Source organism: Xanthobacter autotrophicus (assembly GCF_029991245.1).
Classification (GTDB): Bacteria; Pseudomonadota; Alphaproteobacteria; order Rhizobiales; family Xanthobacteraceae; genus Xanthobacter; species Xanthobacter autotrophicus_C.
In genome coordinates this window covers 1-24,053 of the sequence record NZ_JAIVFO010000066.1, presented here as the reverse complement: position 1 = coordinate 24,053, position 24,053 = coordinate 1, and the positions used below count along the sequence as shown (strand labels likewise).

General features: G+C 67.6%; 20 protein-coding genes. 11 read left to right on the top strand and 9 right to left on the bottom strand.

Features of this window, described 5'->3' with window-relative positions:
* Positions 1-77 precede the first annotated feature (77 nt).
* Both K9U41_RS12740 and K9U41_RS12735 read left to right on the top strand, forming a co-directional pair.
* Complete coding sequence (locus K9U41_RS12740; protein ID WP_282641206.1) at positions 78-926, top strand: ABC transporter ATP-binding protein; 849 nt, start codon at positions 78-80, stop codon at positions 924-926.
* A gap of 221 nt (positions 927-1,147) precedes the next feature.
* Positions 1,148-2,392, top strand: coding sequence for a phenylacetate--CoA ligase family protein (locus tag K9U41_RS12735; protein ID WP_282641205.1), 1,245 nt, complete (start codon positions 1,148-1,150; stop codon positions 2,390-2,392).
* Between the two features lie 45 nt (positions 2,393-2,437).
* On the opposite strand, the gene aceB is transcribed toward K9U41_RS12735, so the two are convergent.
* The 5 genes from aceB to K9U41_RS12710 form a co-directional block, all read right to left on the bottom strand.
* A complete protein-coding gene (gene aceB / locus K9U41_RS12730; protein WP_282641204.1) occupies positions 2,438-4,045 on the bottom strand; it encodes a malate synthase A in 1,608 nt (535 codons plus the stop codon).
* A gap of 98 nt (positions 4,046-4,143) precedes the next feature.
* On the bottom strand, positions 4,144-4,794 hold the full coding sequence (gene thiE, locus K9U41_RS12725) for a thiamine phosphate synthase (RefSeq protein ID WP_282641203.1): 651 nt from the start codon (positions 4,792-4,794) through the stop codon (positions 4,144-4,146).
* Between the two features lie 232 nt (positions 4,795-5,026).
* The gene (glcF, locus tag K9U41_RS12720) at positions 5,027-6,346 is read right to left on the bottom strand and encodes a glycolate oxidase subunit GlcF (protein ID WP_282641202.1); all 1,320 of its coding nucleotides are present in this window, start codon (positions 6,344-6,346) and stop codon (positions 5,027-5,029) included.
* Positions 6,347-6,404: 58 nt separating this feature from the next.
* Positions 6,405-7,628 (bottom strand): glycolate oxidase subunit GlcE, encoded by a 1,224-nt coding sequence (gene glcE / locus K9U41_RS12715; protein WP_282641201.1) that lies wholly within the window; start codon positions 7,626-7,628, stop codon positions 6,405-6,407.
* A 131-nt stretch (positions 7,629-7,759) separates the two neighbouring features.
* On the bottom strand, positions 7,760-9,268 hold the full coding sequence (locus tag K9U41_RS12710) for an FAD-linked oxidase C-terminal domain-containing protein (protein WP_282641200.1): 1,509 nt from the start codon (positions 9,266-9,268) through the stop codon (positions 7,760-7,762).
* 150 nt (positions 9,269-9,418) lie between these two features.
* Here K9U41_RS12710 and K9U41_RS12705 point away from each other — a divergent pair, with 150 nt between their 5' ends.
* Together K9U41_RS12705 and K9U41_RS12700 are read left to right on the top strand one after the other, a co-directional pair.
* Positions 9,419-10,354 carry a LysR family transcriptional regulator gene (locus K9U41_RS12705; protein ID WP_282641199.1) on the top strand — a complete coding sequence of 312 codons (936 nt, stop codon included), beginning with the start codon at positions 9,419-9,421 and terminating at the stop codon, positions 10,352-10,354.
* Between the two features lie 86 nt (positions 10,355-10,440).
* Positions 10,441-10,833 carry a NifB/NifX family molybdenum-iron cluster-binding protein gene (locus tag K9U41_RS12700; protein WP_282641198.1) on the top strand — a complete coding sequence of 131 codons (393 nt, stop codon included), beginning with the start codon at positions 10,441-10,443 and terminating at the stop codon, positions 10,831-10,833.
* Positions 10,834-10,922: 89 nt separating this feature from the next.
* Here the strand turns inward: K9U41_RS12700 and gyrB are convergent, their stop codons facing one another.
* The 3 genes from gyrB to K9U41_RS12685 are packed head-to-tail and all read right to left on the bottom strand — an operon-like array spanning position 10,923 to position 14,502.
* Positions 10,923-13,364 carry a DNA topoisomerase (ATP-hydrolyzing) subunit B gene (gene gyrB / locus K9U41_RS12695; RefSeq protein ID WP_282641197.1) on the bottom strand — a complete coding sequence of 814 codons (2,442 nt, stop codon included), beginning with the start codon at positions 13,362-13,364 and terminating at the stop codon, positions 10,923-10,925.
* Between the two features lie 53 nt (positions 13,365-13,417).
* Positions 13,418-14,167, bottom strand: coding sequence for a 7-cyano-7-deazaguanine synthase QueC (gene queC / locus K9U41_RS12690; protein ID WP_282641196.1), 750 nt, complete (start codon positions 14,165-14,167; stop codon positions 13,418-13,420).
* 32 nt (positions 14,168-14,199) lie between these two features.
* Positions 14,200-14,502: a BolA family protein gene (locus K9U41_RS12685; RefSeq protein ID WP_282641195.1), complete on the bottom strand. Its 303-nt coding sequence runs from the start codon at positions 14,500-14,502 to the stop codon at positions 14,200-14,202.
* Positions 14,503-14,780: 278 nt separating this feature from the next.
* Here K9U41_RS12685 and K9U41_RS12680 point away from each other — a divergent pair, with 278 nt between their 5' ends.
* The 7 genes from K9U41_RS12680 to K9U41_RS12655 all read left to right on the top strand — a co-directional run bounded on the left by K9U41_RS12680 (position 14,781) and on the right by K9U41_RS12655 (position 21,902).
* Positions 14,781-15,362: a J domain-containing protein gene (locus K9U41_RS12680; RefSeq protein WP_432715783.1), complete on the top strand. Its 582-nt coding sequence runs from the start codon at positions 14,781-14,783 to the stop codon at positions 15,360-15,362.
* A 103-nt stretch (positions 15,363-15,465) separates the two neighbouring features.
* The gene (cobS, locus tag K9U41_RS12675) at positions 15,466-16,449 is read left to right on the top strand and encodes a cobaltochelatase subunit CobS (protein WP_282641193.1); all 984 of its coding nucleotides are present in this window, start codon (positions 15,466-15,468) and stop codon (positions 16,447-16,449) included.
* A 60-nt stretch (positions 16,450-16,509) separates the two neighbouring features.
* The gene (gene cobT / locus K9U41_RS12670; protein ID WP_282641191.1) at positions 16,510-18,396 is read left to right on the top strand and encodes a cobaltochelatase subunit CobT; all 1,887 of its coding nucleotides are present in this window, start codon (positions 16,510-16,512) and stop codon (positions 18,394-18,396) included.
* On the top strand, positions 18,393-19,412 hold the full coding sequence (locus K9U41_RS12665; RefSeq protein WP_282641190.1) for an esterase-like activity of phytase family protein: 1,020 nt from the start codon (positions 18,393-18,395) through the stop codon (positions 19,410-19,412). The genes cobT and K9U41_RS12665 overlap by 4 nt, the downstream gene beginning before the upstream one ends.
* 180 nt (positions 19,413-19,592) lie before the next feature.
* Positions 19,593-20,327: a DUF4760 domain-containing protein gene (locus K9U41_RS23950; RefSeq protein WP_432715782.1), complete on the top strand. Its 735-nt coding sequence runs from the start codon at positions 19,593-19,595 to the stop codon at positions 20,325-20,327.
* Positions 20,328-20,441: 114 nt separating this feature from the next.
* A complete protein-coding gene (locus K9U41_RS12660; protein ID WP_282641207.1) occupies positions 20,442-21,440 on the top strand; it encodes an SPFH domain-containing protein in 999 nt (332 codons plus the stop codon).
* Positions 21,441-21,449: 9 nt separating this feature from the next.
* Positions 21,450-21,902 carry an NfeD family protein gene (locus K9U41_RS12655; RefSeq protein WP_282641189.1) on the top strand — a complete coding sequence of 151 codons (453 nt, stop codon included), beginning with the start codon at positions 21,450-21,452 and terminating at the stop codon, positions 21,900-21,902.
* Positions 21,903-22,019: 117 nt separating this feature from the next.
* Here K9U41_RS12655 and K9U41_RS12650 read toward each other — a convergent pair whose 3' ends face one another.
* Positions 22,020-24,038 carry a TIGR02302 family protein gene (locus K9U41_RS12650; RefSeq protein ID WP_282641188.1) on the bottom strand — a complete coding sequence of 673 codons (2,019 nt, stop codon included), beginning with the start codon at positions 24,036-24,038 and terminating at the stop codon, positions 22,020-22,022.
* Between the last annotated feature and the right edge of the window lie 15 nt (positions 24,039-24,053).

The window sequence follows — 24,053 nt, the reverse complement described above, 5'->3', positions numbered from 1 at the left end:
GCCATGGCGGTCTCCGATTCCGGTGCATCCCCTCCCCCGCAAGCGGGAGAGGGGATGCACCGGAATCGGAGACCGCCATGGCAGAGGCCGCACTGAAGTTCGAACCACCCGCCGATCTTTCGGCCGAGACCGCGCCGCCGCTGTTGGCGGTGGACAATATCGAGGTGGTCTACAACGACGTCATCCTGGTGCTGCGCGGGCTTTCGCTGAAGGTCCCCAAGGGCCAGATCGTCGCTTTGCTGGGCTCCAACGGGGCGGGCAAGTCCACCACGCTGAAAGCCATCTCCGGCCTGCTGCGGACCGAGGACGGCGAGATCACCCGCGGCGACGTCACCTTCCTCGGCGAGAAGATCAACGGCATCGAGCCGGACAAGATCGTGCGGCGCGGCATCTTCCAGGTGATGGAAGGCCGGCGCATCATCTCCGACATGACCTGCCTTGAGAATTTGCGCCTCGGCGCCTTCACCCGGCGCGACAACGAGGTGAAGAGCGATATCGAGCGCGTCTACGAATTCTTCCCGCGCCTTCGGGAGCGCACCGGGCTTGCCGGCTATCTCTCGGGCGGCGAGCAGCAGATGCTGGCCATCGGCCGCGCCATCATGTCCCGCCCCAAGCTCATCCTCATGGACGAGCCCTCCATGGGCCTGTCGCCGCTGCTGGTGAAGGAGGTGTTCTCCATCATCAAGAAGCTCAATGAGGAACTGGGCGTCACCATCCTGCTGGTGGAGCAGAATGCGCGGGTGGCGCTCTCGGTGGCGGACTACGGCTATATCATGGAGCAGGGCAAGATCGTGCTCGACGGCACGGCGGACATGCTGCGCTCCAATGAGGACGTGAAGGAATTCTATCTCGGCCAGGGCGGCGGGGAGGAGCGCAGGTCCTTCAAGAACCTGAAGAGCTTCAAGCGCCGGAAGCGGTGGCTCTAGAGCGCGATCCGATCAGATTGAATCAATCTGATCGGTGAATCGCCCTCTAAATTCAAGAAAGAGAACGCGTTGCCCGATCAGCTTGCGATGCAAGCTGATCGGCGCGTGCTCTAGAGCGCGCATGCGGTGGGTTCCCTCTCCCCTTGCGGGAGAGGGGAGAGCCGCGCTACCCGACGATTTAGGCGCGAGACGACCGACCGTTCCGGCTTGAGAAAGCAACCATGACCGATCCAAACCGCCATTACGATGCCTGCGAGACCCGCGATCCCGCCGCGCGCGAGACGGCGCTGATGGCGGCGCTGGCCGCCCAGGTGGCGCACGCCAAGGCGAAGGCGCCCTACTTCGCCAGCCTCTTCAAGGACGTGGATCCTCAGGCGGTGAACACTCGCGCGGCGCTGGCCAAGTTGCCGGTGACCCGCAAGTCGGACCTGCTGGAGATCCAGCCGAAGAGCTACCCCTTCGGCGGGCTCAATGCGACGGCGCCGGGCAAGCTGGCGCGCATCTTCATGTCGCCGGGGCCGATCTATGACGCGGAAGGCCACGGCGCCGATTTCTGGCGCTTTGCGCGCGGCCTGTTCGCCGCCGGCTTCCGCGCCGGGGACATCGTCCACAATTGCTTTTCCTATCACCTCACCCCCGCCGGCTCGATGATCGAGAGCGGCGCCCATGCGCTGGGCTGCGCGGTGGTGCCGGCCGGGGTCGGCCAGACCGACCTGCAATTGCGCGCCATCGCCGACATCCGGCCGCAGGGCTACGGTGGCACGCCGTCCTTCCTGAAGATCCTGGTGGACAAGGCGCGGGAGACCGGCACCGACATCTCATCGCTCAAGAAGGCGCTGGTGACGGGGGAAGCCTTCCTGCCGCCCCATCGCGCCGAGCTGAAGGCCGCCGGCATCGCCGCGCGCCAGTGCTACGGCACGGCCGACCTCGGCCTCGTGGCTTACGAAAGCGAGGCCGAGGAAGGCATGATCGTGGACGAGGGCTGCCTTGTGGAGATCCTGCGCCCCGGTACCGGTGATCCGGTGGAGGCGGACGGCGAGGTGGGCGAGGTGGTCGTCACTTTGTTCGAGCCCGACTATCCCCTCGTGCGCTTCGCCACCGGCGATCTTTCGGCGGTGCTGCCGGGCCTGAGCCCGTGCGGGCGCACCAACATCCGCCTGAAGGGCTGGATGGGCCGGGCCGATCAGGTGACGAAGATCCGCGGCATGTTCGTGCACCCGGTGCAGGTGAGCGCGGCGGTGAAGAAGCATCCGGCGGTGGCGAAGGCCCGCCTCGTGGTGGACCGCATCGGTGGTCAGGACGACATGCTGCTTGAAGTGGAAGTCGCCGATGTCGGTGAACTTTCCGAAGCCACCCTGCTGGAGGACCTGCGCGCCACCACCAAGCTGCGCGGCCGCGTGGCCCTGCTGGCGCCGGGTACGCTACCGGCCGACGCCAAGACCATCGAGGATCGCCGGCCGGTGTGAATTTCGCCCCTCCCCCGCAGGCGGGGGAGGGGACGATCGCTCTCCTCACGCGATCAGGCGATAGGCCGGCAGCGTCAGGAACTCCTCGAAATTGTCCGCCAGCGACATGTCGGCGAACAGCTTGATGGCCTCCGGGAAGCGGCCGGAATCATAGACTTCCGCGCCCAGCACCGAATGCAGGTTCAACATCTCGTCTTCGAGCAGCGCGTTGAACAGTTCCGGCGTCACGGTGCGGCCGTCCTCCAGCGTGGCGCCGAGATGGATCCACTGCCAAACCTGCGCGCGGCTGATCTCGGCGGTGGCGGCATCTTCCATGAGGTTGTAGAGCGGCACCGCCCCGCGTCCGCGCAGCCACGCCTCGATGTACTGCACGCCGACGCGGATGTTCTCGCGCAGGCCGTTCTCGGTGCGGGTGCCCTTGTGCATCTCCAGAAGGTCGTCGCGGACGACGGTCACGTCCGGCCCCTTCTTGTCGCGCTGGTTGGCGCCGGGCATGAGGCGGTTGAACACCTCCAGGGCCACCGGCACGAGATCGGGATGGGCCACCCAGGTGCCGTCGCAGCCGAGGCCCGCCTCGCGCTCCTTGTCGGCCTTCACCTTGGCGAAGGCGGCGGCATTGGCCTCGGGATCGCCCTTCACCGGAATCTGCGCCGCCATGCCGCCCATGGCAAAGGCGTTGCGGCGGTGGCAGGTGTCGACCAGCAGCTCGCAATAGGCCTTCAGGAAGGCTTCGCTCATCACCATGCGGGCGCGGTCGGGGGTGAGGAAGCGGTCGTTCTTCCCCAGCCGCTTGATGAAGGAGAAGATGTAGTCCCAGCGGCCGAGATTGAGGCCCGCCATGTGCTCCTTCAGCTCGAACAGGATCTCGTCCATCTCGAACACGGCCGGCAGCGTCTCGATGAGCAGCGTCGCCTTGATGGTGCCGACGGCAAGGCCGAGCTTCTGCTCGGCGGCGGTGAACACGTCGTTCCACAGCCGGGCTTCCAGGTGGCTCTCGGTCTTCGGCAGGTAGAAATAGGGGCCGGAGCCCTGGGCCAGCGCCGCCTTGGCGTTGTGGAAGACGTAGAGGCCGAAATCGAACAGGGCGCCGGAGATTTCCTCGCCGTCCACCAGCACATGGGCTTCGGGCAGGTGCCAGCCGCGCGGGCGGATGATGAGCACCGCCGGGTTCGGCCCCAGCTTGTAGGCCTTGCCGGAGGTGGCGTCGGTGAAGTCGATGGCGCCGGCCCAGCGGTCCTTCAGGTTGATCTGGCCTTCGATCATGTTGGCCCAGACCGGCGAGGAGGCGTCCTCGAAGTCGGCCATGAACACCTTGGCGCCGGAATTCAGCGCGTTGACGATCATCTTGCGGTCCACCGGGCCGGTGATCTCCACGCGCCGGTCGAGGAGGTCCGCGGGCAGGTCCGCGATGGTCCAGTCGGCGGCGCGAATGTGCGCGGTCTCGGCCAGGAAGTCGGGCAGGTCGCCGGCGTCGAACTTCACCTGCCGTTCGGCGCGGCGCGCCAGCAGGGCGGTGCGGGTGGGGTTGAAGGTGCGGTGCAGCCCGGCGACGAAGTCGAGGGCTTCGGGGGTCAGGATCTCGTCGAAGCGCGGGCCGAGTTCGCCGATGATCTCGATGCCGGAAGGCGCAGTCTTGAGGGCAGGGGACGACATGATGTCGGGTCTCCAGTTGTACGGGTGGCTCGTACCGGTGGGTTACGCAGCTACGGCGGCCGGGCACCTGAAGCGCATCGGCCGAAGTCGAAAAAGCATCAGCGGGCCGTTGTGACGGCCGCCTTCAACGCGCGGGCGGCCTGCTCGGGATCGCTTGCGGCGCAGATGGCGGAGACCACCGCCACCCCGTCCGCTCCGGCGCGGATGACGTCGGCGACGTCCGCGGTTCCAAGGCCGCCGATGCCGACGATGGGCAGGCGCGTCAGCGCCCTTATGGCGGCGACACCGGCCGCGCCGATGGCGCCGCCCGCATCGGCCTTGGTGCCGGTGGCCTTCACCGGGCCGACGCCGAGATAATCGACGCCGGCCAGATCCGAGGCGGCATATTCCGAAGGGTTGCCCACCGACAGGCCGAGGATGCGCCGAGGCCCGAGCACGGCGCGGGCGTCGGCGGGGGTCATGTCGTCCTGGCCCAGATGGACGCCGTCCGCATCCGCCGCCACCGCCACGTCCACCCGGTCATTGACGATGAGCGGGATGCCGAGCGGGGCAAGCAGCACCTTGAGCGCGCGGGCCTGCTCCACCAGCACCCGGCCGTGGGCGTCGGGGTCGCGCAGCTGGACCAGGGTGGCGCCGCCCCTCACGGCGGCTTCCACCGTCGCCAGCAGCCCGCTCGTTCCCGGTCCGCGCGCCGCGACAAGGCGCGGGTCGGTGACGAGATAGAGGCTGAGGTCGAAGGGCTTGGGCATCTTGGGTTCGGCCAGTCCGGGGATCAATGGGAAACCCCGTGACGCTGCCGGGCGCGGGGTCATGGTGCGTTGCAATTGATCTGAATGAGGCTGATCTAATGCAACGCGAAGGTCGGCGAAACGGCGCGTGCGACCAAAGGCTAAGACCGCTGTCGGCTAACACCTTTGCCCCTGGGGCAAAGGTGTCGGCTTTCGCGGCAGACCTCACGCAGTGAGCCGCACGCTGTGAACTTCACGCGGCCTTGGCGGTTCCGGAAACCCCCGCGGGCGCCGGGCCGCCCATGGCCCAGTCGAGCAGTTCCACCGTGTGGGCCACCGGCACACCCGTGCCGGAGCCGATCTGCGCCATGCAGCCGATGTTGCCGGCGGCGATGATGTCGGGCGATAGCGCCTCCAGCGTTCCCACCTTCTTCGCCTTGAGCTGATCGGCGATCTCGCTCTGGAGCATGTTGTAGGTGCCCGCCGAGCCGCAGCACAGGTGGGGGTCGAACGGCTCGGCCACCTCGAAGCCCACGGCGCGCAGCAGCTCCACCGGCGGGCCCTTCACCTTCTGCCCGTGCTGGAGCGAGCAGGCCGAATGATAGGCCACCCGCCGGCCCAGCGGCGCCGCGGCCTTCGGCAGGCCGAGGCCGTAGAGGAACTCGCTGATGTCGCGGGTGATGGCCGAGACCCGCGCCGCCTTGTCCTTGTAGGCGGGATCGAGGCGCAGCATGTGGCCGTAATCCTTGATGGGCGTGCCGCAGCCCGAGGTGGTGACGAGGATGGCGTCGAGGCCCGGCCCGTCCATCTCGCGGGTCCAGGCGTCCACATTGTTCCGGGCGAAGCCATGGGCCTCCTCCTCCCGCCCCATGTGGTGGACCAGGGCGCCGCAGCAGCCCTCGCCCTCCACCCGCACCACCTCCACCCCAAGGCGGGTGAGCAGGCGAATGGCGGCGTCGTCGATCTCCGGGCGCAGCACCGGCTGGGCGCAGCCGCGCAGCAGCGCCACCCGCGCCCGCCGTTCGCCCTGGGCCGGGAAGGTGCCCGGCGCCTCGTGAGGGGCGCGGCCATTGGGCATGCCGGGCGACAGCCGCAGCATGGCGGCGAGCGGCTTCAGGCCGGGGATCTTCGCCAGCAGGGGCGCGAACGGCTTGCCCACCATGGCCCCCATGAGGGCGAGGCGGAAGCGGTCCGGATAGGGCAGCACCTTGGCGAGCATGGCCCGCATCAGCCGGTCGCCGGGCGGCCGCACATAGGTCTTCTCGATATGGACCCGGGCCTGGTCTACCAGGTGCATGTAGTTCACGCCCGAGGGGCAGGTGGTCATGCAGGACAGGCAGGAGAGGCAGCGGTCGATATGCTTGACCTCCTGCTCTGTGGCCGGCCGGTCGTTTTCCAGCATGTCCTTGATGAGATAGATGCGCCCGCGCGGGGAATCCAGTTCGTCGCCGAGCAGCACATAGGTGGGGCAGGTGGCGGTGCAGAAGCCGCAATGCACGCAGGTGCGCAGGATCTTTTCCGCCTCCGCCACATGCGGGTCGGCGAGCTGGGCGAGGGAGAAATGGGTCTGCATCAGCGCTCAGCCGTGAAAGGGAGGCAGGGAACGGGAAGGACGGGGATGGGGCGCCATCTCACATCCCCGCATGGATGCGGCCGGGGTTCAGCACCAGGCCGGGGTCGAAGCTTTCCTTGACCCTTTTGGTCAGGGCCGCCAGCGCCCCGTCGAGGGGCTGGAACACCGCCGTGCGGGCGCGCTCGGCGGCGGTGGCGCGGATCAGGGTCGCGTGGCCGCCGTGGGGGGCAAGCCCCGCGCGCACCTCATCCCCATGGGCGCTCTCGCCGGGCAGGCACAGCCAGATGAGGCCGCCGGCCCAGTCGCAATAGGCCTCGCCGCCCAGATCGGCCGCAAGGCGCGTGGCCAAAGCCGGCCCGGCCATGGGCGCGGTGGAGAGGCGCCACACCGCCCGCTCGCCGAGGCCGCAGAACGGGGCCACATCGCGCACCGCCAGCCACAGGGCGCGGGAGGCGTCGGTCTCCAGAACATCCGCCGCGCCGAAGGGGGCGAGCACGGCGCGCAGCATGGTCCGCCGCGCGGTCACCGAGGGCGCGACGCCCTCAAGGCGCAGCGCCACCACGGCGGGCGATCCGCCAAGGCCCGGCAGGCGACCGGCCACGCCCTCGGGCAGGAAGGCGGCGCCGGACACCTCGCAGGACGAGCCCATGGCGGCCGACAGCGCCGCGGCCGCCGCCTCGGGGGAGGCGACCCTGGCCACCAGCGTCTCTTCCATGGGCGGGCGGGGCAGCACTTTCAGGGTGATCTCGGTGGCGACGCACAGCGTGCCGAAGGCACCGGCCATGAGGCGCGGCAGGTCGTAGCCGGTGACGTTCTTCACCACCCGGCCGCCAGACTTGAACGGCTCGCCGCGCCCAGACACCGCCTTGATGCCCAGGGCATGGTCGCGCACCGCGCCATGGCTGATGCGGCGCGGACCCGAAAGATTGACCGCGAACAGGCCCCCGAGGGTGCCGGAAGTCTTGCCCGACTCGGCCGAGCTGCCGAGGAGGGGGGCGGGGTCCATGGGCTCGAAGGCGAGCATCTGCCCGCTGGCCGCCAGCATGTTCTCGATGTCCGCGCGTGGGGTGGCGGCACGGGCGGAGAGCACCAGCTCCTCCGGCTCGTAGAGGGTGACGCCGGTGAGGGCGGACAGGTCGAGGGTGAGGTCGGTCTGGCTCGGGCGGCCCACGGCGCGCTTGGAGCCGTGCCCGCGGATCTCAAGCGTCTTGCCGGCGGAAAGCGCGGTGCGGACCGCGTCCGCGACCTCGCCCTCGTCGCGCGCTGCGATGATGTCGCTCATCGGATAGCCTTAGGCTGTTGGTGTGCGTCCAGAGCAATTCCAGCAAAAGTGCGAAGCGGCTTTGCGTCCGGAATTGCGATGAAACAAAGGTCTAGAGCATGTTCGGCGAACCGGTGTTTGTCGAACATGCTCTAGAAGCGCGGCAGGTCCGGGAAGGGCAGGGCGCCGCCGCTCACATGCATGCGGCCGAACTCGGCGCAGCGGTGGAGGGTGGGGAACACCTTGCCGGGATTGAGCAGGCTCTTGTCGTCGAACGCGCATTTCATGCGCTGCTGCTGGGCGAGGTCCACCTCGTTGAACATGGTGTCCATGAGGTCGCGCTTCTCCACCCCCACCCCGTGCTCGCCGGTGAGCACGCCGCCCACCTCCACGCACAGGCGCAGGATGTCGGCGCCGAAACTCTCGGCCGCGTGCAGCTCGCCGGGCGCGTTCGCGTCATAGAGAATGAGCGGGTGCAGATTGCCGTCGCCGGCATGGAACACGTTGGCGCAGCGCAGGCCGTATTTCGCCCCCAGCTCGCGCATGCGGGCCAGCACGAAGGGCAGTTGCCGGCGCGGGATGGTGCCGTCCATGCACAGATAGTCGGGCGACAGGCGCCCCACCGCCGGGAAGGCGGCCTTGCGCCCGGCCCAGAAGCCGAGTCGCTCGGCCTCGCTGGTGGAGACGCGCAGGGTGGTCGAGTTGCATCCTTGAGCGATGCGCGTCACCTCTTCCAGCAGATGCGCGCACTCCGCCTCCGGCCCATCCAGCTCGACGATGAGCAGGGCTTCCACGTCGAGGGGATAGCCCACGTTCACGAAGGCCTCGGCGGCGGCGATGGCGTCCTTGTCCATCATCTCGATGCCGGCCGGGATGATGCCGGCGGCGATGATCTTCGCCACGCATTCGCCGGCGTCTTCCGAGGTTGGGAAACCCACCAGCACGGCCCGGGCGGTGTCCGGCTTCTTCAGCAGGCGCACGGTGACTTCCGTCACCACGCCCAGCAGCCCCTCCGAGCCGATGACCACGGACAGCAGGTCGAGCCCGCCGGCGTCGAGATGCTTGCCGCCCAGGCGCACGATTTCGCCAGTGATGAGCACCAGCTCGGCGCCGAGCACATTGTTGGTGGTGAGGCCGTATTTCAGGCAGTGCACGCCGCCGGAATTCTCCGCCACATTGCCTCCGATGGTGCAGGCGATCTGCGAGGAGGGGTCGGGCGCGTAATAGAAGCCGAGATGGTCCACCGCCTTGGAGATGCCGAGGTTGGTCACCCCCGGCTGCACCACGGCGCAGCGGTTGGGGGTGTCGATCTCGATGATGCGGTTGAACTTGCCCAGCCCGAGCAGCACCGCATCCTCCAGCGGCAGGGCGCCGCCGGAGAGCGAGGTGCCGGCACCACGGGGCACCACGCGAATCTCGTTGTCGTGGCAGTATTTCAGTACCGCCGCCACCTGCGCGGTGGTGGAAGGCAGCACCACCACGAGGGGCAGCTGCCTGTAGGCGGTGAGGGCGTCCGATTCGTAAGGGCGCATCTCCCGCTCATGGGCGATGACGCCCTCGCCGGGGACGATGGCCTTGAGATCGGCGATGATGTCACTGCGGCGGGCGAGCACCCGCGCGTCTGCGTCCGGCATCCTGAGGCCCGGAGCTGTTCCCGTCATGTGGCGGTCCCTCTTTGAGCCCGTTCTCTTTAGAGGGAACTATAATCGGTTCACTGGGAAAAAACGTCGCGGATTGTTTCCGTGGCGGATAAAGTCGTCGTCGCGATCCAAAACAATCGGTCCCTCAGGCGGACGGAGGCGGGCCGGCACATGATCGGCAATCTGGGCGATCTTGAAATCTTCGCGCGCATCGTCACCGCGGGCAGCCTGTCGGCGGCCGGGCGGGAGATGGGCCTGTCGCCGCCGGTGGTGTCCAAGAGGGTGCAGCGGCTGGAGGAGCGCCTCGGCGCGCGGCTGTTCCAGCGCACCACCCGCAAGGTGACCCTCACCGAGGCCGGGCAGGGCTTCTACGAGCGGGTGGTGGCCATCCTTGCCTCCATCGAGGAGGCGGAGAGCCAGCTCGCCCGCAAGTCGTCCGAGGCACGGGGGCTGCTGCGGGTCTCGGCGCCCACCTCGTTCGGGCGGCTGCATATCGCGCCCCATCTGCGCCCGCTGCTCGACGCCAATCCGGACCTCACCATCGATCTTGAGCTGTCGGATTCCTTCGTGGACATCGTGGGCGAGGGCTTTGACGTGGCGGTGCGCATCGCCGATCTCGATGATTCGAGCCTGGTCGCCCGGCGCCTTGCCTCGGTTCACCGGGTGCTGTGCGCGACGCCGGACTATCTGGCGCGGGTGGGGGAGCCGCGGCACATTTCCGAACTGTCGGGCCACGTGCTGCTCGCCACCCACGGGCAGGACCCGTGGCGGCTGGAGGGGCCGGACGGGCCGGTGACGCTGCGGGTGCATTCCCAATTGCGCACCAATTCCAACGAGGTGGTGCGCGAGGCGGTGCTGGCCTCGGTGGGCATCGCGCTACGCTCCACGTGGGATGTGGGGCCGGAACTGCGCTCCGGCGCGCTGAAGGTGGTGCTGCCGCGCTGGCGGGCCTCGCACCGGGTGGGGCTGTTCGCGGTCTATCCCTCGCGCCGTTTCCTGCCGCAGAAGGTGCGGGTGTTCATCGACCACCTCGCCGCGCTCTACGGCCAGGTGCCGCCCTGGGACGAGGGTCTTGCCCATCTTCTGGAGCAGCAGCAGGCGGCTTGAGGGGGGACCTCTTCCGCATTCCTCCGGAATGTCGCGGCTTTGCTCCCCATGGTAACCGGATCGCTTCACGCGAGGCGGTGACAGCCATGAAGATTGCGATTCCCACCGGGGACTGGGCCTCTGTGGCCGGCCATGCGGGCAAGGCGCGGCGCTGGTTCATTTATGATCTGGAGGGCGTTGCCGCCGGCGATCCCCTGCCGGTGCCGGCGCGGGTGGAACTCGGCAAGGAAGAAGTCCTCCACCATTTCACCGACGATGGCCCGCATCCCCTCGACGGGGTGGCCCTGGTGGTGGCGGGCAGCGCGGGCGACGGCTTCCTGCGCCACATGAAGAAGCGGGGGACGGATGTTCTACTGACCGGAGAGAGCGATCCGGCCACCGCGCTGGCGAAGATCCTCGCCGGCGAGGCGCTGCCCGACCAGCGCTTCGACGTCACCACCACCCTGTGCAAGGTGCGCGACCTGTTCTCGCGCCACTGACGCGCCCGCGCGGATCAAGCCCGCGCGGCGCCTGAGCGTACCCACTTGTCCACCCACTTGGCCTCGGTCAACGACCGAGGCCGATGGGATCAGACATCCACGCTGGCGCGCAGGGCGTTTTCCTGGATGAACTCGCGCCGGGGCTCCACCGTGTCGCCCATGAGGCGGTTGAAGAGGTCGTCGGCGGCGTCCACTTCCTTCACCCGCACCTGGAGCAGCGAGCGGGCGTTGCGGTCCAGCGTGGTTTCCCAGAGCTGTTCCGGGTTCATCTCGCCCAGGCCTTTGTAGCGCTGGAGCGAGAGGCCCTTGCGGCCGGTGTCGGTGACCGCGTCGAACAGGTCCACGGCGCCGAACAGCACCTGCTCGTCATTCTTGCGCTTCAGCACGGACGCGGCGGCGAACACGCCCTCGAGGTCCCGCGCCAGATTGTCCAGCCGCCGCGCCTCGGGGGAGGCGACGAAGGCGTGGTCGATGCGCGCCACCTCGGCCACGCCGCGCACGGTACGGGAGAAGGTGTAGCCGGTTTCGTCGAACAGGCCGGTCCAGCCCCGTTCGGTCTCGTCCGCCAGGGCGTCGAGCCGCACCGCCACCTCGGCGGCGGCGGCGATGCCGGCGGCCTCGTCCTGCAAGGCCCCGGCGCCGAACGCGCCGGCCAACGCGGCCTGTTCCGCCACCGCACGGTTGTAGCGCGGGTGCATGGCGCCGAGCGCCGCGCGCATCAGGCGCGACACTTCCACCACATGGGCGAGGTCCGAGCCGGTACGCACCTCGCCGGAGGCCAGGTGCAGGGAAGCCTCGTCGAGCCCGGCGGTGATGAGATAGTCCTCCAGCGCCTTCTCGTCCTTGAGGTAGGTCTCGGACTTGCCGCGCGTCACCTTGTAGAGCGGCGGCTGGGCGATGAAGAGGTGGCCTGCGTCCACAAGCTCCGGCATCTGCCGGAAGAAGAAGGTGAGCAGCAGGGTGCGGATATGGGCGCCGTCCACGTCGGCGTCGGTCATGATGATGATCTTGTGGTAGCGCAGCTTGGCGAGGTCGAAGCCGCCCGAATGGCCGTCGTCGCGCCCGATGCCGGTGCCGAGGGCGGTGATCAGGGTGCCGATCTGCTCGGACGACAGCATCTTGTCGAAGCGCGCGCGCTCCACGTTCAGGATCTTGCCGCGCAGGGGCAGCACCGCCTGGAAGGCGCGGTCGCGGCCCTGCTTGGCGGAGCCGCCGGCCGAGTCACCCTCGACGATGAAGATCTCGGACTTGGCCGGGTCGCGCTCCTGACAGTCGGCAAGCTTGCCCGGCAGGGAGGCCACATCCAGCGGGCTCTTGCGCCGGGTGAGGTCGCGGGCCTTGCGGGCGGCCTCGCGGGCGGCGGCGGCTTCCACCACCTTGCCGATCACGTTCTTGGCTTCCGCCGGGTTCTCCTCGAACCAGACCGACAGCGCCTCGCTCACCAGGGATTCCACCACCGGGCGGACCTCGGAGGACACCAGCTTGTCCTTGGTCTGGGAGGAGAACTTGGGGTCCGGCACCTTCACGGAGAGCACGGCAGTGAGGCCCTCGCGGCAATCCTCGCCGGTGGGGTCCACCTTCTCCTTCTTGGCGATGCCGGAGGAATTGGCATAGCCGATCACCTGCCGGGTCAGGGCCGCGGCAAAGCCGGTGAAGTGGGTGCCGCGATCGCGCTGGGGAATGTTGTTGGTGAAGCACAGGATATTTTCGTGGTAGCCGTCGTTCCACGACAGCGCGGCTTCCACGGTCATGCCGTCCTTCTCGGCGCGGATCACCACCGGCTTCTGCAGCAGGGCGGACTTGGAGCGGTCGAGATATTTCACGAAGGCCTCGACGCCGCCTTCGTAATGCAGCTCCTCGCGCTTCACGTCGGCGGTGCGCGCGTCGGTGAGGATGATGAGCACGCCGGAATTCAGGAACGCCAGCTCGCGCAGACGGTGCTCCAGGGTGGCGTAGTCGAACTCGATCCTGGTGAAGGTCTCGGGGCTGGGGGTGAAGGTCACCCGGGTGCCGCGCTTGTCGGCGGGGGCGTCGCCCACCACCTTCAGCGGGGCTTCCGCGTCGCCATGGCGGAAGCGCATGAAGTGCTCCTTGCCATCGCGCCAGACGGTGAGGTCGAGGGTGGTGGACAGGGCGTTCACCACCGAGACGCCCACCCCGTGCAGGCCGCCGGAGACCTTGTACGAGTTCTGGTTGAACTTACCGCCCGCGTGCAGCTGGGTCATGATGACCTCGGCCGCCGAGACGCCCTCTTCCTTGTGGATATCGGTGGGGATGCCGCGGCCGTCGTCGGTCACCGTCACCGAGCCATCGGCGTTGAGGGTGACCGTGACTTCCTTGGCCCAGCCGGCCAGCGCCTCGTCGATGGCGTTGTCCACCACCTCGTACACCATGTGGTGGAGGCCGGAGCCGTCGTCGGTGTCGCCGATATACATGCCGGGTCGCTTGCGCACGGCATCGAGGCCCTTGAGGACCTGGATGGACTGGGCGCCGTAATCGTCGGGGGACGCGGCAGGCACGGGTGCGGCCATGATTGATCTCGAATCGTTGAGCGACTTATTGCGAATCTAGCGCAAAGTGGCGGTTATTTGGTGGCGGCTGCGCGTCTTTCCACGCCTTGGCCGGCGCGGTAGCGTGCAAAGCCATCGCTGCGCAACTTGCAGGCGGGGCATTCGCCGCAGCCGTAGCCCCAGGCGTGGCGCTTGCCGCGCTCGCCCAGGTAGCAGGTGTGGGTGTCTTCCACGATCAGGTCCACGAGGGCCGGGCCCCCGAGCCGTTCGGCAAGGCCCCAGGTCTCGGCCTTGTCAATCCACATGAGCGGGGTGTGGAGGACGAAACGCTTCTCCATGCCGAGGTTCAGGGCCACCTGCATGGCCTTGATTGTGTCGTCCCGGCAGTCGGGATAGCCGGAAAAATCGGTCTCGCACATGCCGCCGATGATGTGCTTGAGGCCCCGCCGGTAGGCCAGCGCCGCGGCGAAGGTGAGGAACACGAGGTTGCGGCCGGGCACGAAGGTGTTGGGCAGCCCGCTTTCCGCCATCTCCACCGCCACGTCGCGGGTGAGGGCGGTTTCGGAGATCTGGCCCAGCACCGGCATGTCCAGCACATGGTCCGCGCCGAGCCGTGCGGCCCACTGCGGCTTCAGGGCGGCGAAGGCCGTTCGCAGCACAGGGCGGCGCTCCAGCTCCACCGCGTGGCGCTGGCCGTAATGGAAGCCGAGGGTCTCCACCCGCCCGAAGCGCTCCAGCGCATAGGCGAGGCAGGTGGCCGAATCCTGCCCGCCGGAAAAGAGCACCAGCGCGCCCTCTTCCGTGTGGGCCTGTGCCTCAGTCATTCAGGATCGGTCCCCCGATGCGGTGCCCGCACTCATTCCCCCGGGGCCTTGGCATCGATGGAGATGGCGTGCAGGCCCTTGGCGATCTCGCCCTGGAGCAGGCCGTTGACCATGCGGTGGCGCTCGATGCGGCTCTTGCCGGTGAAGTCGGGGGCGACGACGCGGACGCGCAGGTGCGTCACTCCGCCATCCTCGCGGTGTTCGGCACCCTTGAGCTGGTGGCTCACGCCGGCATGGCCGGCATGCTTGTGGCTCTCGTCCTCAAGCTCGAGAAACACCGGGGTAAGGCCCTGTTCGAGGGTCTGGCGGATGGCGGAAAGGGAGGTCTGCGACATGGAAAATCCAATGGCTGAAATGGAACGGACCAAAGGCGCGGCACCCAAGATGGCGCTCCGCCGGAGGGCGCATTATATGAGGATTGTCGCAGCCCGCCTAATCCGCGCGCGGGCAGGGCGCCAAGGCTCAGCCGACGCCCGCGACGATGCCCCTGTCAGCGCCCGTTCGGTGGGGTCCACCCGCCTCGTTCTCCACCTCGTTTCTTGCCGCGCCGCGGTACGGCGCTCATAATCGCTTCGCCATGAAATTGAATTCCCCTCTCTTCGACCGAATCCGGGTGAAGCCCGCGGAGGACCGGCGCACCCGCCGGTTCCTTCAGGGCTGCCAATGGCCCGGCTGTGCGGCGGAGGGAAGCCACAAGGCGCCCAAGGGCCGGCATCAGGAGGGCCAGTACTGGCACTACTGCATCGACCACGTGCGCGAATATAACCAGTCCTACAATTACTTCGCCGGCATGACCGACGACGCCGTCTACGCCTACCAGAAGGATGCGCTGACTGGCCACCGCCCCACCTGGAAGATGGGCGCGAAGGGCGACGGCCAGCCCGGCGCGGCGTCCCATACGGCCCCCGATCCGGACGGCATGCGCGACCCCTTCGGCTTTACCGCCGAGATGGGCGGCGCCTTTCGCGCCGACCGGCCGGAGCCCGACGGGCGCATCGTGCGCACCACGGAACGCCGGGCGCTGGAGCTGATGGGGCTGGAGATGTCCGCCGAGCCGGCGGAGATCAAGGCCCGCTACAAGGCGCTGGTGAAGCTGCACCACCCGGACGCCAATGGCGGCGACCGCTCGTCCGAGGACCGGCTGCGCAGCGTCATCCAGGCCTATAACAGCCTCAAGCAGGCAGGTTTCTGCTGACCGATCCGAAGGATGGCCGGCTTCACGCGGCTGCGGACCTCAACGGCCCCGCACCGGAACGAACACAGGGAAGAGGCGCGCCGCGCGCGTCGACGGAGGAGTTATGAGCGTCACGGAGACCATTGCCCCGACCCCGGACATGAAGGTGTCGGTTCGCCAGACGTTCGGCATCGACATCGACATGGATGTACCGGCCTTCTCCGAGGCGGACTCTCACGTGCCGGAGCTGGATCCCGACTATCTGTTCGATCGGCCCACCACCCTCGCCATCCTCGCCGGCTTTGCCCGCAACCGCCGGGTGATGGTGACTGGCTACCACGGTACCGGCAAGTCGACCCATATCGAGCAGGTGGCGGCGCGGCTGAACTGGCCGTGCGTGCGCATCAACCTCGACAGCCACATCTCGCGCATCGACCTTATCGGCAAGGATGCGATCGTGGTGAAGGATGGCCTGCAGGTCACCGAATTCCGCGACGGCATCCTGCCGTGGGCGTACCAGAACAACGTCGCCCTGGTATTCGACGAATATGACGCCGGCCGCCCGGACGTGATGTTCGTGATCCAGCGCGTGCTGGAATCCTCCGGCCGCCTCACCCTGCTCGACCAGAGCCGGGTGATCCGCCCCCATCCCGCCTTCCGGCTGTTCGCCACCGCCAACACCATCGGCCTCGGCGACACCACCGGCCTCTATCACGGCACCCAGCAGATCAACCAGGCGCAGATGGACCGCTGGTCCATCGTCACCGCGCTGAATTATCTGGCCCACGACAAGGAAGTGGACATCGTGCTCGCCAAGGCGAAGCACTTCCAGAACACCGAGGGGCGCGACACGGTGAACCGCATGGTGCGCCTGGCCGACCTGACCCGTCAGGCGTTCATGAACGGCGACCTCTCCACCGTCATGAGCCCGCGCACGGTGATCACCTGGGCGGAAAATACCGACATCTTCCGCGACATCGCCTTCGCGCTGCGGGTCACCTTCCTCAACAAGTGCGACGAGCTGGAGCGGCCGCTGGTGGCCGAGTTCTTCCAGCGCTGCTTCGGCCAGGAGCTGACCGAGAGCACCGTGAACGTCGCCTTGTCCTGAGCCGGGTCCAGTCCCGGCTCCCTCCATCCTGATACGAGACGCAGCATACGAGGCGCATTGATGGCCCCGACCAACCGCACCCCCGGAAAGGCGCCGAAGGAAGCCCCCGCCGAGCCCTTCAAGCGGGCGGTGGCGGGCTGCTTCAAGGCCATTGCCGGCGTCGCCGAGTTCGAGGTGACCTTCGCCTCGGAGCGGCCGGCGCTGGCGCCCGACCGTGTGCGCCTGCCCGAGCCGCCCCGCCGCTTCACCCTGCAGGACGCCGCCATCGTGCGCGGCCATGCGGACAGCCTCGCCCTGCGCCGGGCGTGTCACGACCCCAAGGTCCATCGCAAGATGCTGCCCCAGGGCGAGACCGCCCGCGCCGTGTTCGAGGCGGTGGAGCAGGCCCGGGTCGAGGCCATCGGCGGCATCCGCATGCCGGGCGTGAAGCGCAACCTCGCGGCCATGCTGCAGGATCGCTACCATCGCGGCAGCTTCGCCGACATCACCGAGCGCTCGGAAGCGCCCATCGAGGACGCCATCGCCCTCCTGGTGCGCGAGCGCCTCACCGGCGAGCCGCCGCCCCCGGATGCGCGCAAGATCGTCGATCTCTGGCGCTCCTATATCGAGGACCGCGCCTCCGGCGACCTCGCCCGCCTGTCCGACAGCATCGAGAACCAGAAGCGCTTCGGCGAGATCGCCCGCGACCTCCTCGCCTCCCTCGACATGGGCGAGGAAAGCGGCCTCGACACCGAGCAGGAGCCCGACGATTCCGACGCCGAGGGCGGTTCGCAGGAGGAGGGCGGCGAGAGCGGCGACGCCAAGGAGGACGACAGCCAGCAGGGCGCCACCGAGGTCGAGGCCGAATTGTCCGAAGAGGACATGCCCGACAGTGCCGCCGAGAGCGATGCCGCCCCGCCCGCCGAGGCGCCGGACGGCACCGAGATGGGCGACAGCGAGGAGCCGGCCGAGCCCTGGCAGCCGCGCCCGCCCGTGACCCACGACAATCGCGGGCCGGAATATCACGCCTTCACCACCAAGTTCGACGAGGAGACCACGGCGGAGGACCTGTGCGACCCCGAGGAGCTGACGCGGCTGCGGTCCTATCTGGACAAGCAGCTCGCCCATCTCCAGGGCGTGGTGGCGCGGCTCGCCAACCGCTTGCAGCGGCGCCTGATGGCCCAGCAGAACCGGGCCTGGGAGTTCGACCTGGAGGAAGGTGTGCTTGATCCGGCGCGGCTTGCCCGCGTCATCATGGATCCCACCGCCGCCCTGTCCTTCAAGCGCGAGCGCGACACCGACTTCCGCGACACGGTGGTGACGCTGCTCATCGACAATTCCGGCTCCATGCGCGGCCGGCCCATCACGGTGGCCGCCACCTGCGCCGATATTCTCGCCCGCACGCTGGAGCGCTGCGGCGTGAAGGTGGAGGTGCTCGGCTTCACCACCAAGGCGTGGAAGGGCGGGCAATCCCGCGAGGGGTGGCTTGCCGCCGGCAAGCCGGTGGGTCCCGGCCGGCTGAACGACCTGCGCCACATCATCTACAAGGCGGCCGACGCCCCCTGGCGGCGGGCGCGGCGCAACCTCGGCCTGATGATGCGCGAGGGCCTGCTGAAGGAGAATATCGACGGCGAGGCGCTGGACTGGGCGCACAAGCGCCTTTTGGCCCGCACCGAATCCCGGCGCATCCTGATGATGATCTCCGACGGCGCGCCGGTGGACGACAGCACCCTCTCCGTGAACGCCGGCAATTATCTGGAGCGCCACCTGCGGCACATCATCTCCGAGATCGAGACCCGCTCGCCGGTGGAGCTGATCGCCATCGGCATCGGCCATGACGTGACGCGCTATTATCGCCGCGCCGTCACCATCGTGGATGCCGAGGAACTGGGCGGCGTGATGACCGAGAAGCTGGCCGAGCTGTTCGAGGATGAACCCAAGGCCGCGCCCCGCGGGCGGCTACATTGAGGCGAGGGACCCGCTTCGCCTTCGGTTTCGCGGCGGCAGGGCTGGGCCTTGCCGCCGTGGTCGCCACCTCCGGGCTCCTGGCCAAGCCGCTGGCGCTGCCGACGACGCCGGAGGCGATCACGGTCGCCGCCCGGCCCATCGCCGGCTTCCGCACGGGCGAGGATAAACACCGGTTCGGCGCCCTCGATTTCCGCGGCGGGCTGGTGCTCACCTCCGACTTTTCCGGCTTCGGCGGCATCTCCGGCTTCTCATTGGCGGAGGACGGCCGCTTCCTCGCCATCACCGATGCCGGCCTGTTCCTCTCCGGCCGCCTCGACACCGACGGCGACCGGCCCACCGGCCTGTCCGATGTCCAGGCCGTGGCCCTGCTCGATTCCCAGGGCCGGGTGCAGGCCGCCCGTGGCCGCCCCGACGTGGAGGCGGTCACAATCGCGCCCGACGCCGTCTATGTGGCCATGGAGACCGTGAACGAGGTCTGGCGCTATCCGCCCGATCCCTTGGGCCAGAAGGGCACGCAGGTGCCCGCGCCCGCCATCCGCGACCTGCGCCGCAATGCCGGTCTGGAGAGCCTCGTCTTTGTTTCCTCCGGCCCGCTGCGGGGCGCGCTTCTCGCCATCGGCGAGGAAGGGGCGACCCAGGCGGAGGACCTGCCCGGCTTCATCCTTGGGGGTCGACAGCCCGGCAGCTTCACCGTGGTAAAGAGCGGTCCGTTCGATGCCACGGACCTCGCGCTCGGTCCCGACGGCGACCTGTTCCTGCTGGAGCGCCACTATTCGCCCCTCACCGGGGTGCTCCTGCAGATCCGCCGCTTCGCCCTGGCGGACGTGAAGCCGGGCGCCCGGCTGGAAGGCGAGGTGCTCGGCACCTTCGACATGGGCTATGAGATCGACAATATGGAAGGGCTCGCGGTGACCCGCAGCGCCGCCGGCGAAACCCTGCTGACCATGGTTTCCGACGACAATTTCAGCATGATCCAGCGCACGCTCCTGCTGCGCTTCGCCGTGGTTCGGGACTGAGCAATTTTGTCCACATAATTTTATTTATGTTCCTCTTTTGTTCTAACATACAATCGCCTCAAATCAGCGCAAACTGATTCTCGATCAATGAGGAGGGACCCTATGACATTTGATGCTCCTTGGTGGGATGATTAAACGGTGATAAATGTCCCCCCGATCTTGATCGGGGGGACATTTTTTATGGAATCGACCTTATTCAACAAGATCGGACTTTTTTTTGGCCTAGATAATATTACTGAAATTGGTGAAGGGTACGCAATTTTATTGACATCAATATTTATAATTGTTGGATGGCATATTAGTAATTTGATTTCAAAAAATGTCGAAATGAATAAAAATACATATGAACTTGGTGAAATAACTTCTGGCACAAAGTTAAAAGAAGAGCTTAGTAAATTATCAAAATATATTAATGAAAGATCTCCTCTTCCGTCTCGCAAAGATATGGATGATGAGACGAGAAGGTCTGTCTCTTATGTTTTGAACCATCTGGAATATATCGCATCAGCGGTAAACATTGGATATCTTTCAGAAAGATATCTATATGTGACCAGCCATTCCATGGTCTGCCTTATATACATAGTGTCTATGAACTATATATTGGAAATGAGATCCTTAAGAGGGGCAAAGACATTTTATCGAAATTTCGAAATGTTGTACGTGCGCTATTTTTTTCGAAGCAAAAGCTCTTTTATAAGAATTCCAGAATTAATAATTGGAGAAAAGCTATTTACTGCATCATACTTCGAATTTAGACTACATTATGTCTTTATTAGTTATATTTTTGACCTCCCGAAAAAGTACACAGACAACGATCAGTATAAACTTAAAAGAATATACCATTATTACAAATGGGGAATGAGAGCCATTATTTTGTACATCGCATTTTTATATTATATTGCCTATGGAGTTTAATGGTCCATCGTTTTGAGTGGATGCCCCCTCGTTCCCGCTTCCCTTGCCGCGCAAGGTGCCCCATGCCCATATGCGCCCGGCCGCGAGGGCCGAACGAAGGGGCGCTTCATGCTGCTGACCGGTCCGAACCTGTTTGTGCTCGTCCTGCTCGTGCTCGCGGTGGCGGTGGTCTTCTCCGGGGTGAAGACGGTGCCGCAGGGCTACCAGTACACGGTGGAGCGCTTCCGCCGGTACACCAAGACGCTCCAGCCCGGCCTCAACCTCATCGTCCCGTTCATCGACCGCATCGGCAACAAGGTGAACGTGATGGAGCAGGTGCTCCCGGTGCCGACCCAGGAGGTCATCACCAAGGACAACGCCACCGTCGCGGTGGACGGGGTCGCCTTCTACCAGGTGTTCGACGCGGCCCGCGCCTCCTACGAGGTGGCCCGGCTCGACACCGCCATCCTGGCCCTGACCATGACCAACATCCGCACCGTCATGGGCTCCATGGACCTCGACCAGCTCTTGTCCCACCGCGACGAGATCAACGTGCGCCTGCTGCGGGTGGTGGATGCCGCCGCCTCGCCGTGGGGCATCAAGATCACCCGGGTGGAGATCAAGGACATCGTGCCGCCGGCGGATCTGGTCAACGCCATGGGCCGGCAGATGAAGGCGGAGCGCGAGAAGCGCGCCATCATCCTGGAGGCCGAGGGCCAGCGCCAGTCCGAGATCCTGAAGGCGGAAGGCCAGAAGCAGGGCCAGATCCTCCAGGCCGAAGGCCGGCGCGAGGCCGCCTTCCGCGATGCCGAGGCGCGCGAGCGGCTGGCGGAGGCCGACGCCAAGGCCACCCAGATGCTCTCCGCCGCGGTGGAGAGCGGCGACCCGGCGGCGCTGAACTATTACATCGCCGAGAAATACGTGAAGGCGTTCGAGGCCATGGGCACCGCGCCCAACCAGAAGGTGGTGCTGGTGCCCTATGAAGGCACCGCGCTCCTCGGCTCGCTCACCGGCATCGGCGAGATTGCGCGCGCGGCGTTCGGCGGCGAGGGGCCGTCGGGTCCCCGCCCGCCGATTTCCGGCAACCGGCGGCCCACCGGGCCCGCCACCGTGCCGCCCCCGGTCCACGGCTGAGGGCGCGCCATGCTCTCCGATCCCGGGTCGGTCGTTGGACCATGGACCTGGTTCATCCTGGGCGGGGTGCTGCTGGTGGCGGAGATCGCCGCGCCGGGCGCCTTCCTGCTTTGGCTGGGACTCGCGGCGCTGGTCACCGGCGCATTGTCTTACGTGGTGGGCCTGAGCTGGCAGAGCGAAGTGCTGGCCTTCGCGGCGCTGGCGGTGATCGCGGTGCTGGTGGGCCGCAGGATCAGCCCGGCGCCCGGCCGCGCCTCCGACCGGCCGTTCCTGAACCGGCGGCCGGAAGGCTTCGTCGGGCGTGTGTTCACGCTGGATGAGCCCATCGTGGATGGGATCGGGCTGGTGCGCATCGACGATACGGTCTGGCGCATCGAAGGTCCGGACCTCGCCGCCGGCGCAGAGGTGAAGGTGGTTGCCGCCGATGGCGCCACGCTGAAGGTGGAAGCGGCGGGGGGCTGAGACGGGGGTGTTCCGGCGGGTTGCCGGAACCGGCCTTGAGGGCCGCACCTGCGGAACACCCGCATCCGGAGCGAAACCCTTCCTCTCGGCGCCGATCGAGGTCCGGCGCCGTCGATATCAGTTCAGCCCGCGCAGCAGGCGATCGAGATAATCGAGTTCGAGCTGCGGCCGCGTCGGCTCCTCCAGGCGCCGGCGCAGTTCCTCCAGCACGCGGCGGGCGCGCTGGGCGTCGACCTCGTCCGGCACTTTCACCGAGAAGTCGTCGCCATAATCCTGGCTGCGCAGGGGCCGGCCCATGGGGTCGGTGCGCTGGGCGGCTTCCTCGCCGGGGCCGCCGGGACCCGGGCCATCCTGGTTGCCACGCTGGCCCTCGGCCATGGCCTGGGCGCCCTGGCGCAGGGCCTGGAGCGCCCGGCCCTCGGCGTCGAGCGCGCCCTGGCCTTCGCCACGGCCCAGCGCTTCCTCGGCCTCGCGCATGGCGTCGCCGGCCCGGCCCAGGGCATCGCCGGCGCGGTCCATGGCCTCGTTGCCCTCGCCGTTCTGGCCCTGCTGCTGGCCGGGGCCACCCTGTTGTCCTTGCTGGCCCTGCTGCATGCGGCGCATCTCGTCCAGCATGCGGCCGAGGCGGCGGCGCAGCTCCTGCTGGTTCTGCTGGAGATCGCCGAAGCCGTTCTCGCCCTGCTGGCCTTGCTCGCCCTGCTGCCCCTGCTGGCCGCGCTGTCCCTGTTGCCCTTGCTGCCCCTGCTGCCCGTTCTGCTGGCCCTGCCGGTTCTGGCGCCAGGTGCGGTCGCGCAGGCGCTGCTGCTCCTGGATCATCTTGCCCAGTTCGTTCTGCTGCTCGTTCTGGCGCCCGGCCTGCTGGCGGCCGCCGGGCTTCATGTTTTCCATCATGGCCTGCAGCTCGTCCAGCAGCGCCTTGGCGGCATCCCGATTGCCCGAGCGGGCGAGATTTTCGATGCGGTCCAGCATGCGCTGGAGGTCCTGCGGGCGCACGATGCGGGTTGAGGGGTCGAGGGGGCGGGCATCGGTGTTGCCGTCGCGCTGCGCCTGCTCGGCCAGCTGGCGCATCATCTTGTCCATGGCGGCGCGCAGGTCCTGGGTGAGGCGCTTGATTTCCTCCTCGCTGGCCCCGCGCTCCAGCGCCTCGCGCAGCGCCTCCTGCGCGGCCTTCAGCTCGCGCTCGGCCTCCGACAAGGTGCCGTCCTCGATCAGGACCGCCACCTCCCACAGATAATCCACCAGCGCGCGCAAATCGTCGTCGTTGCGGGCGGTCCGGGCGCGGACGAGCGCCGTGGCGAGGCCGAGATATTCGCCCGCCGCCGGCGTGAACTGCTCGGGAGCCGTGGTGAGGGCCTTGAGCACCGCCACCAGCCGCCGCCGGTTGGCGGGATCGAAGGCGAGGCGCCGCCGCTCGTCGATGAGGGCGCGGGCCAGGGGCTTGGAGAAGCTGCGCGCCGGCAGGCGCACGGTGCGGGTCTCGCTCACGCCCTCATTGCCGGCTTCGTCGCGGGCCTTGAGGGTCACGCTCACGCGGGCGCCGGCCCAGGGATGGGCGACGAGGTCCTTGGAGGTCTGCGCCGCGCCGCTCTTGCCGCCGGCGGGCAGGGACAGCTTGAGGTCCGGCGGCGGCACCAGCGGCTGCGCCAGCCTGGGCGGCGTCGCGCCGGGCCGCGGGAACAGGGGCGGCTCGGGCGGCAGCGGGGCGAACACGGCCTCGGCCTCCTTCACCCCGTAATCGTCCTCCATGCGGTAGGCCAGCACCAGGGCATTGCGCGGCCCGGTCTGCGGGTCCTTGGCGAAGGCGATGGCGGGCTTTTGGTCCGGCAGCGCCTTGAAATGCCACATGAGGCGGCGCTGGTCGGGACCGAGGAAGGTGACGTCCGCGTCTTCCTTGATGACATAGCGGCGCTCGCCGGTGGCCGGCGCGGGGGCGTCGCCCTCGGTCTTCACCTCGGAGACCCCGCCTTCCAGCTTGAGGGACGCGGCGTCGATGCCCGCGCCGCGCACCACCAGCACGCTGCCCGTGGGCACCTGCAGCGCGGCAGCATTCAGCGAGGAGGGATCGTCCGAGCGCAGGCCCGGCAGCACCACCGGCGGGCGGGCGGTATAGCCGGGCGGATCCTGTCTCTTATACACAACTCCGAGCCCACG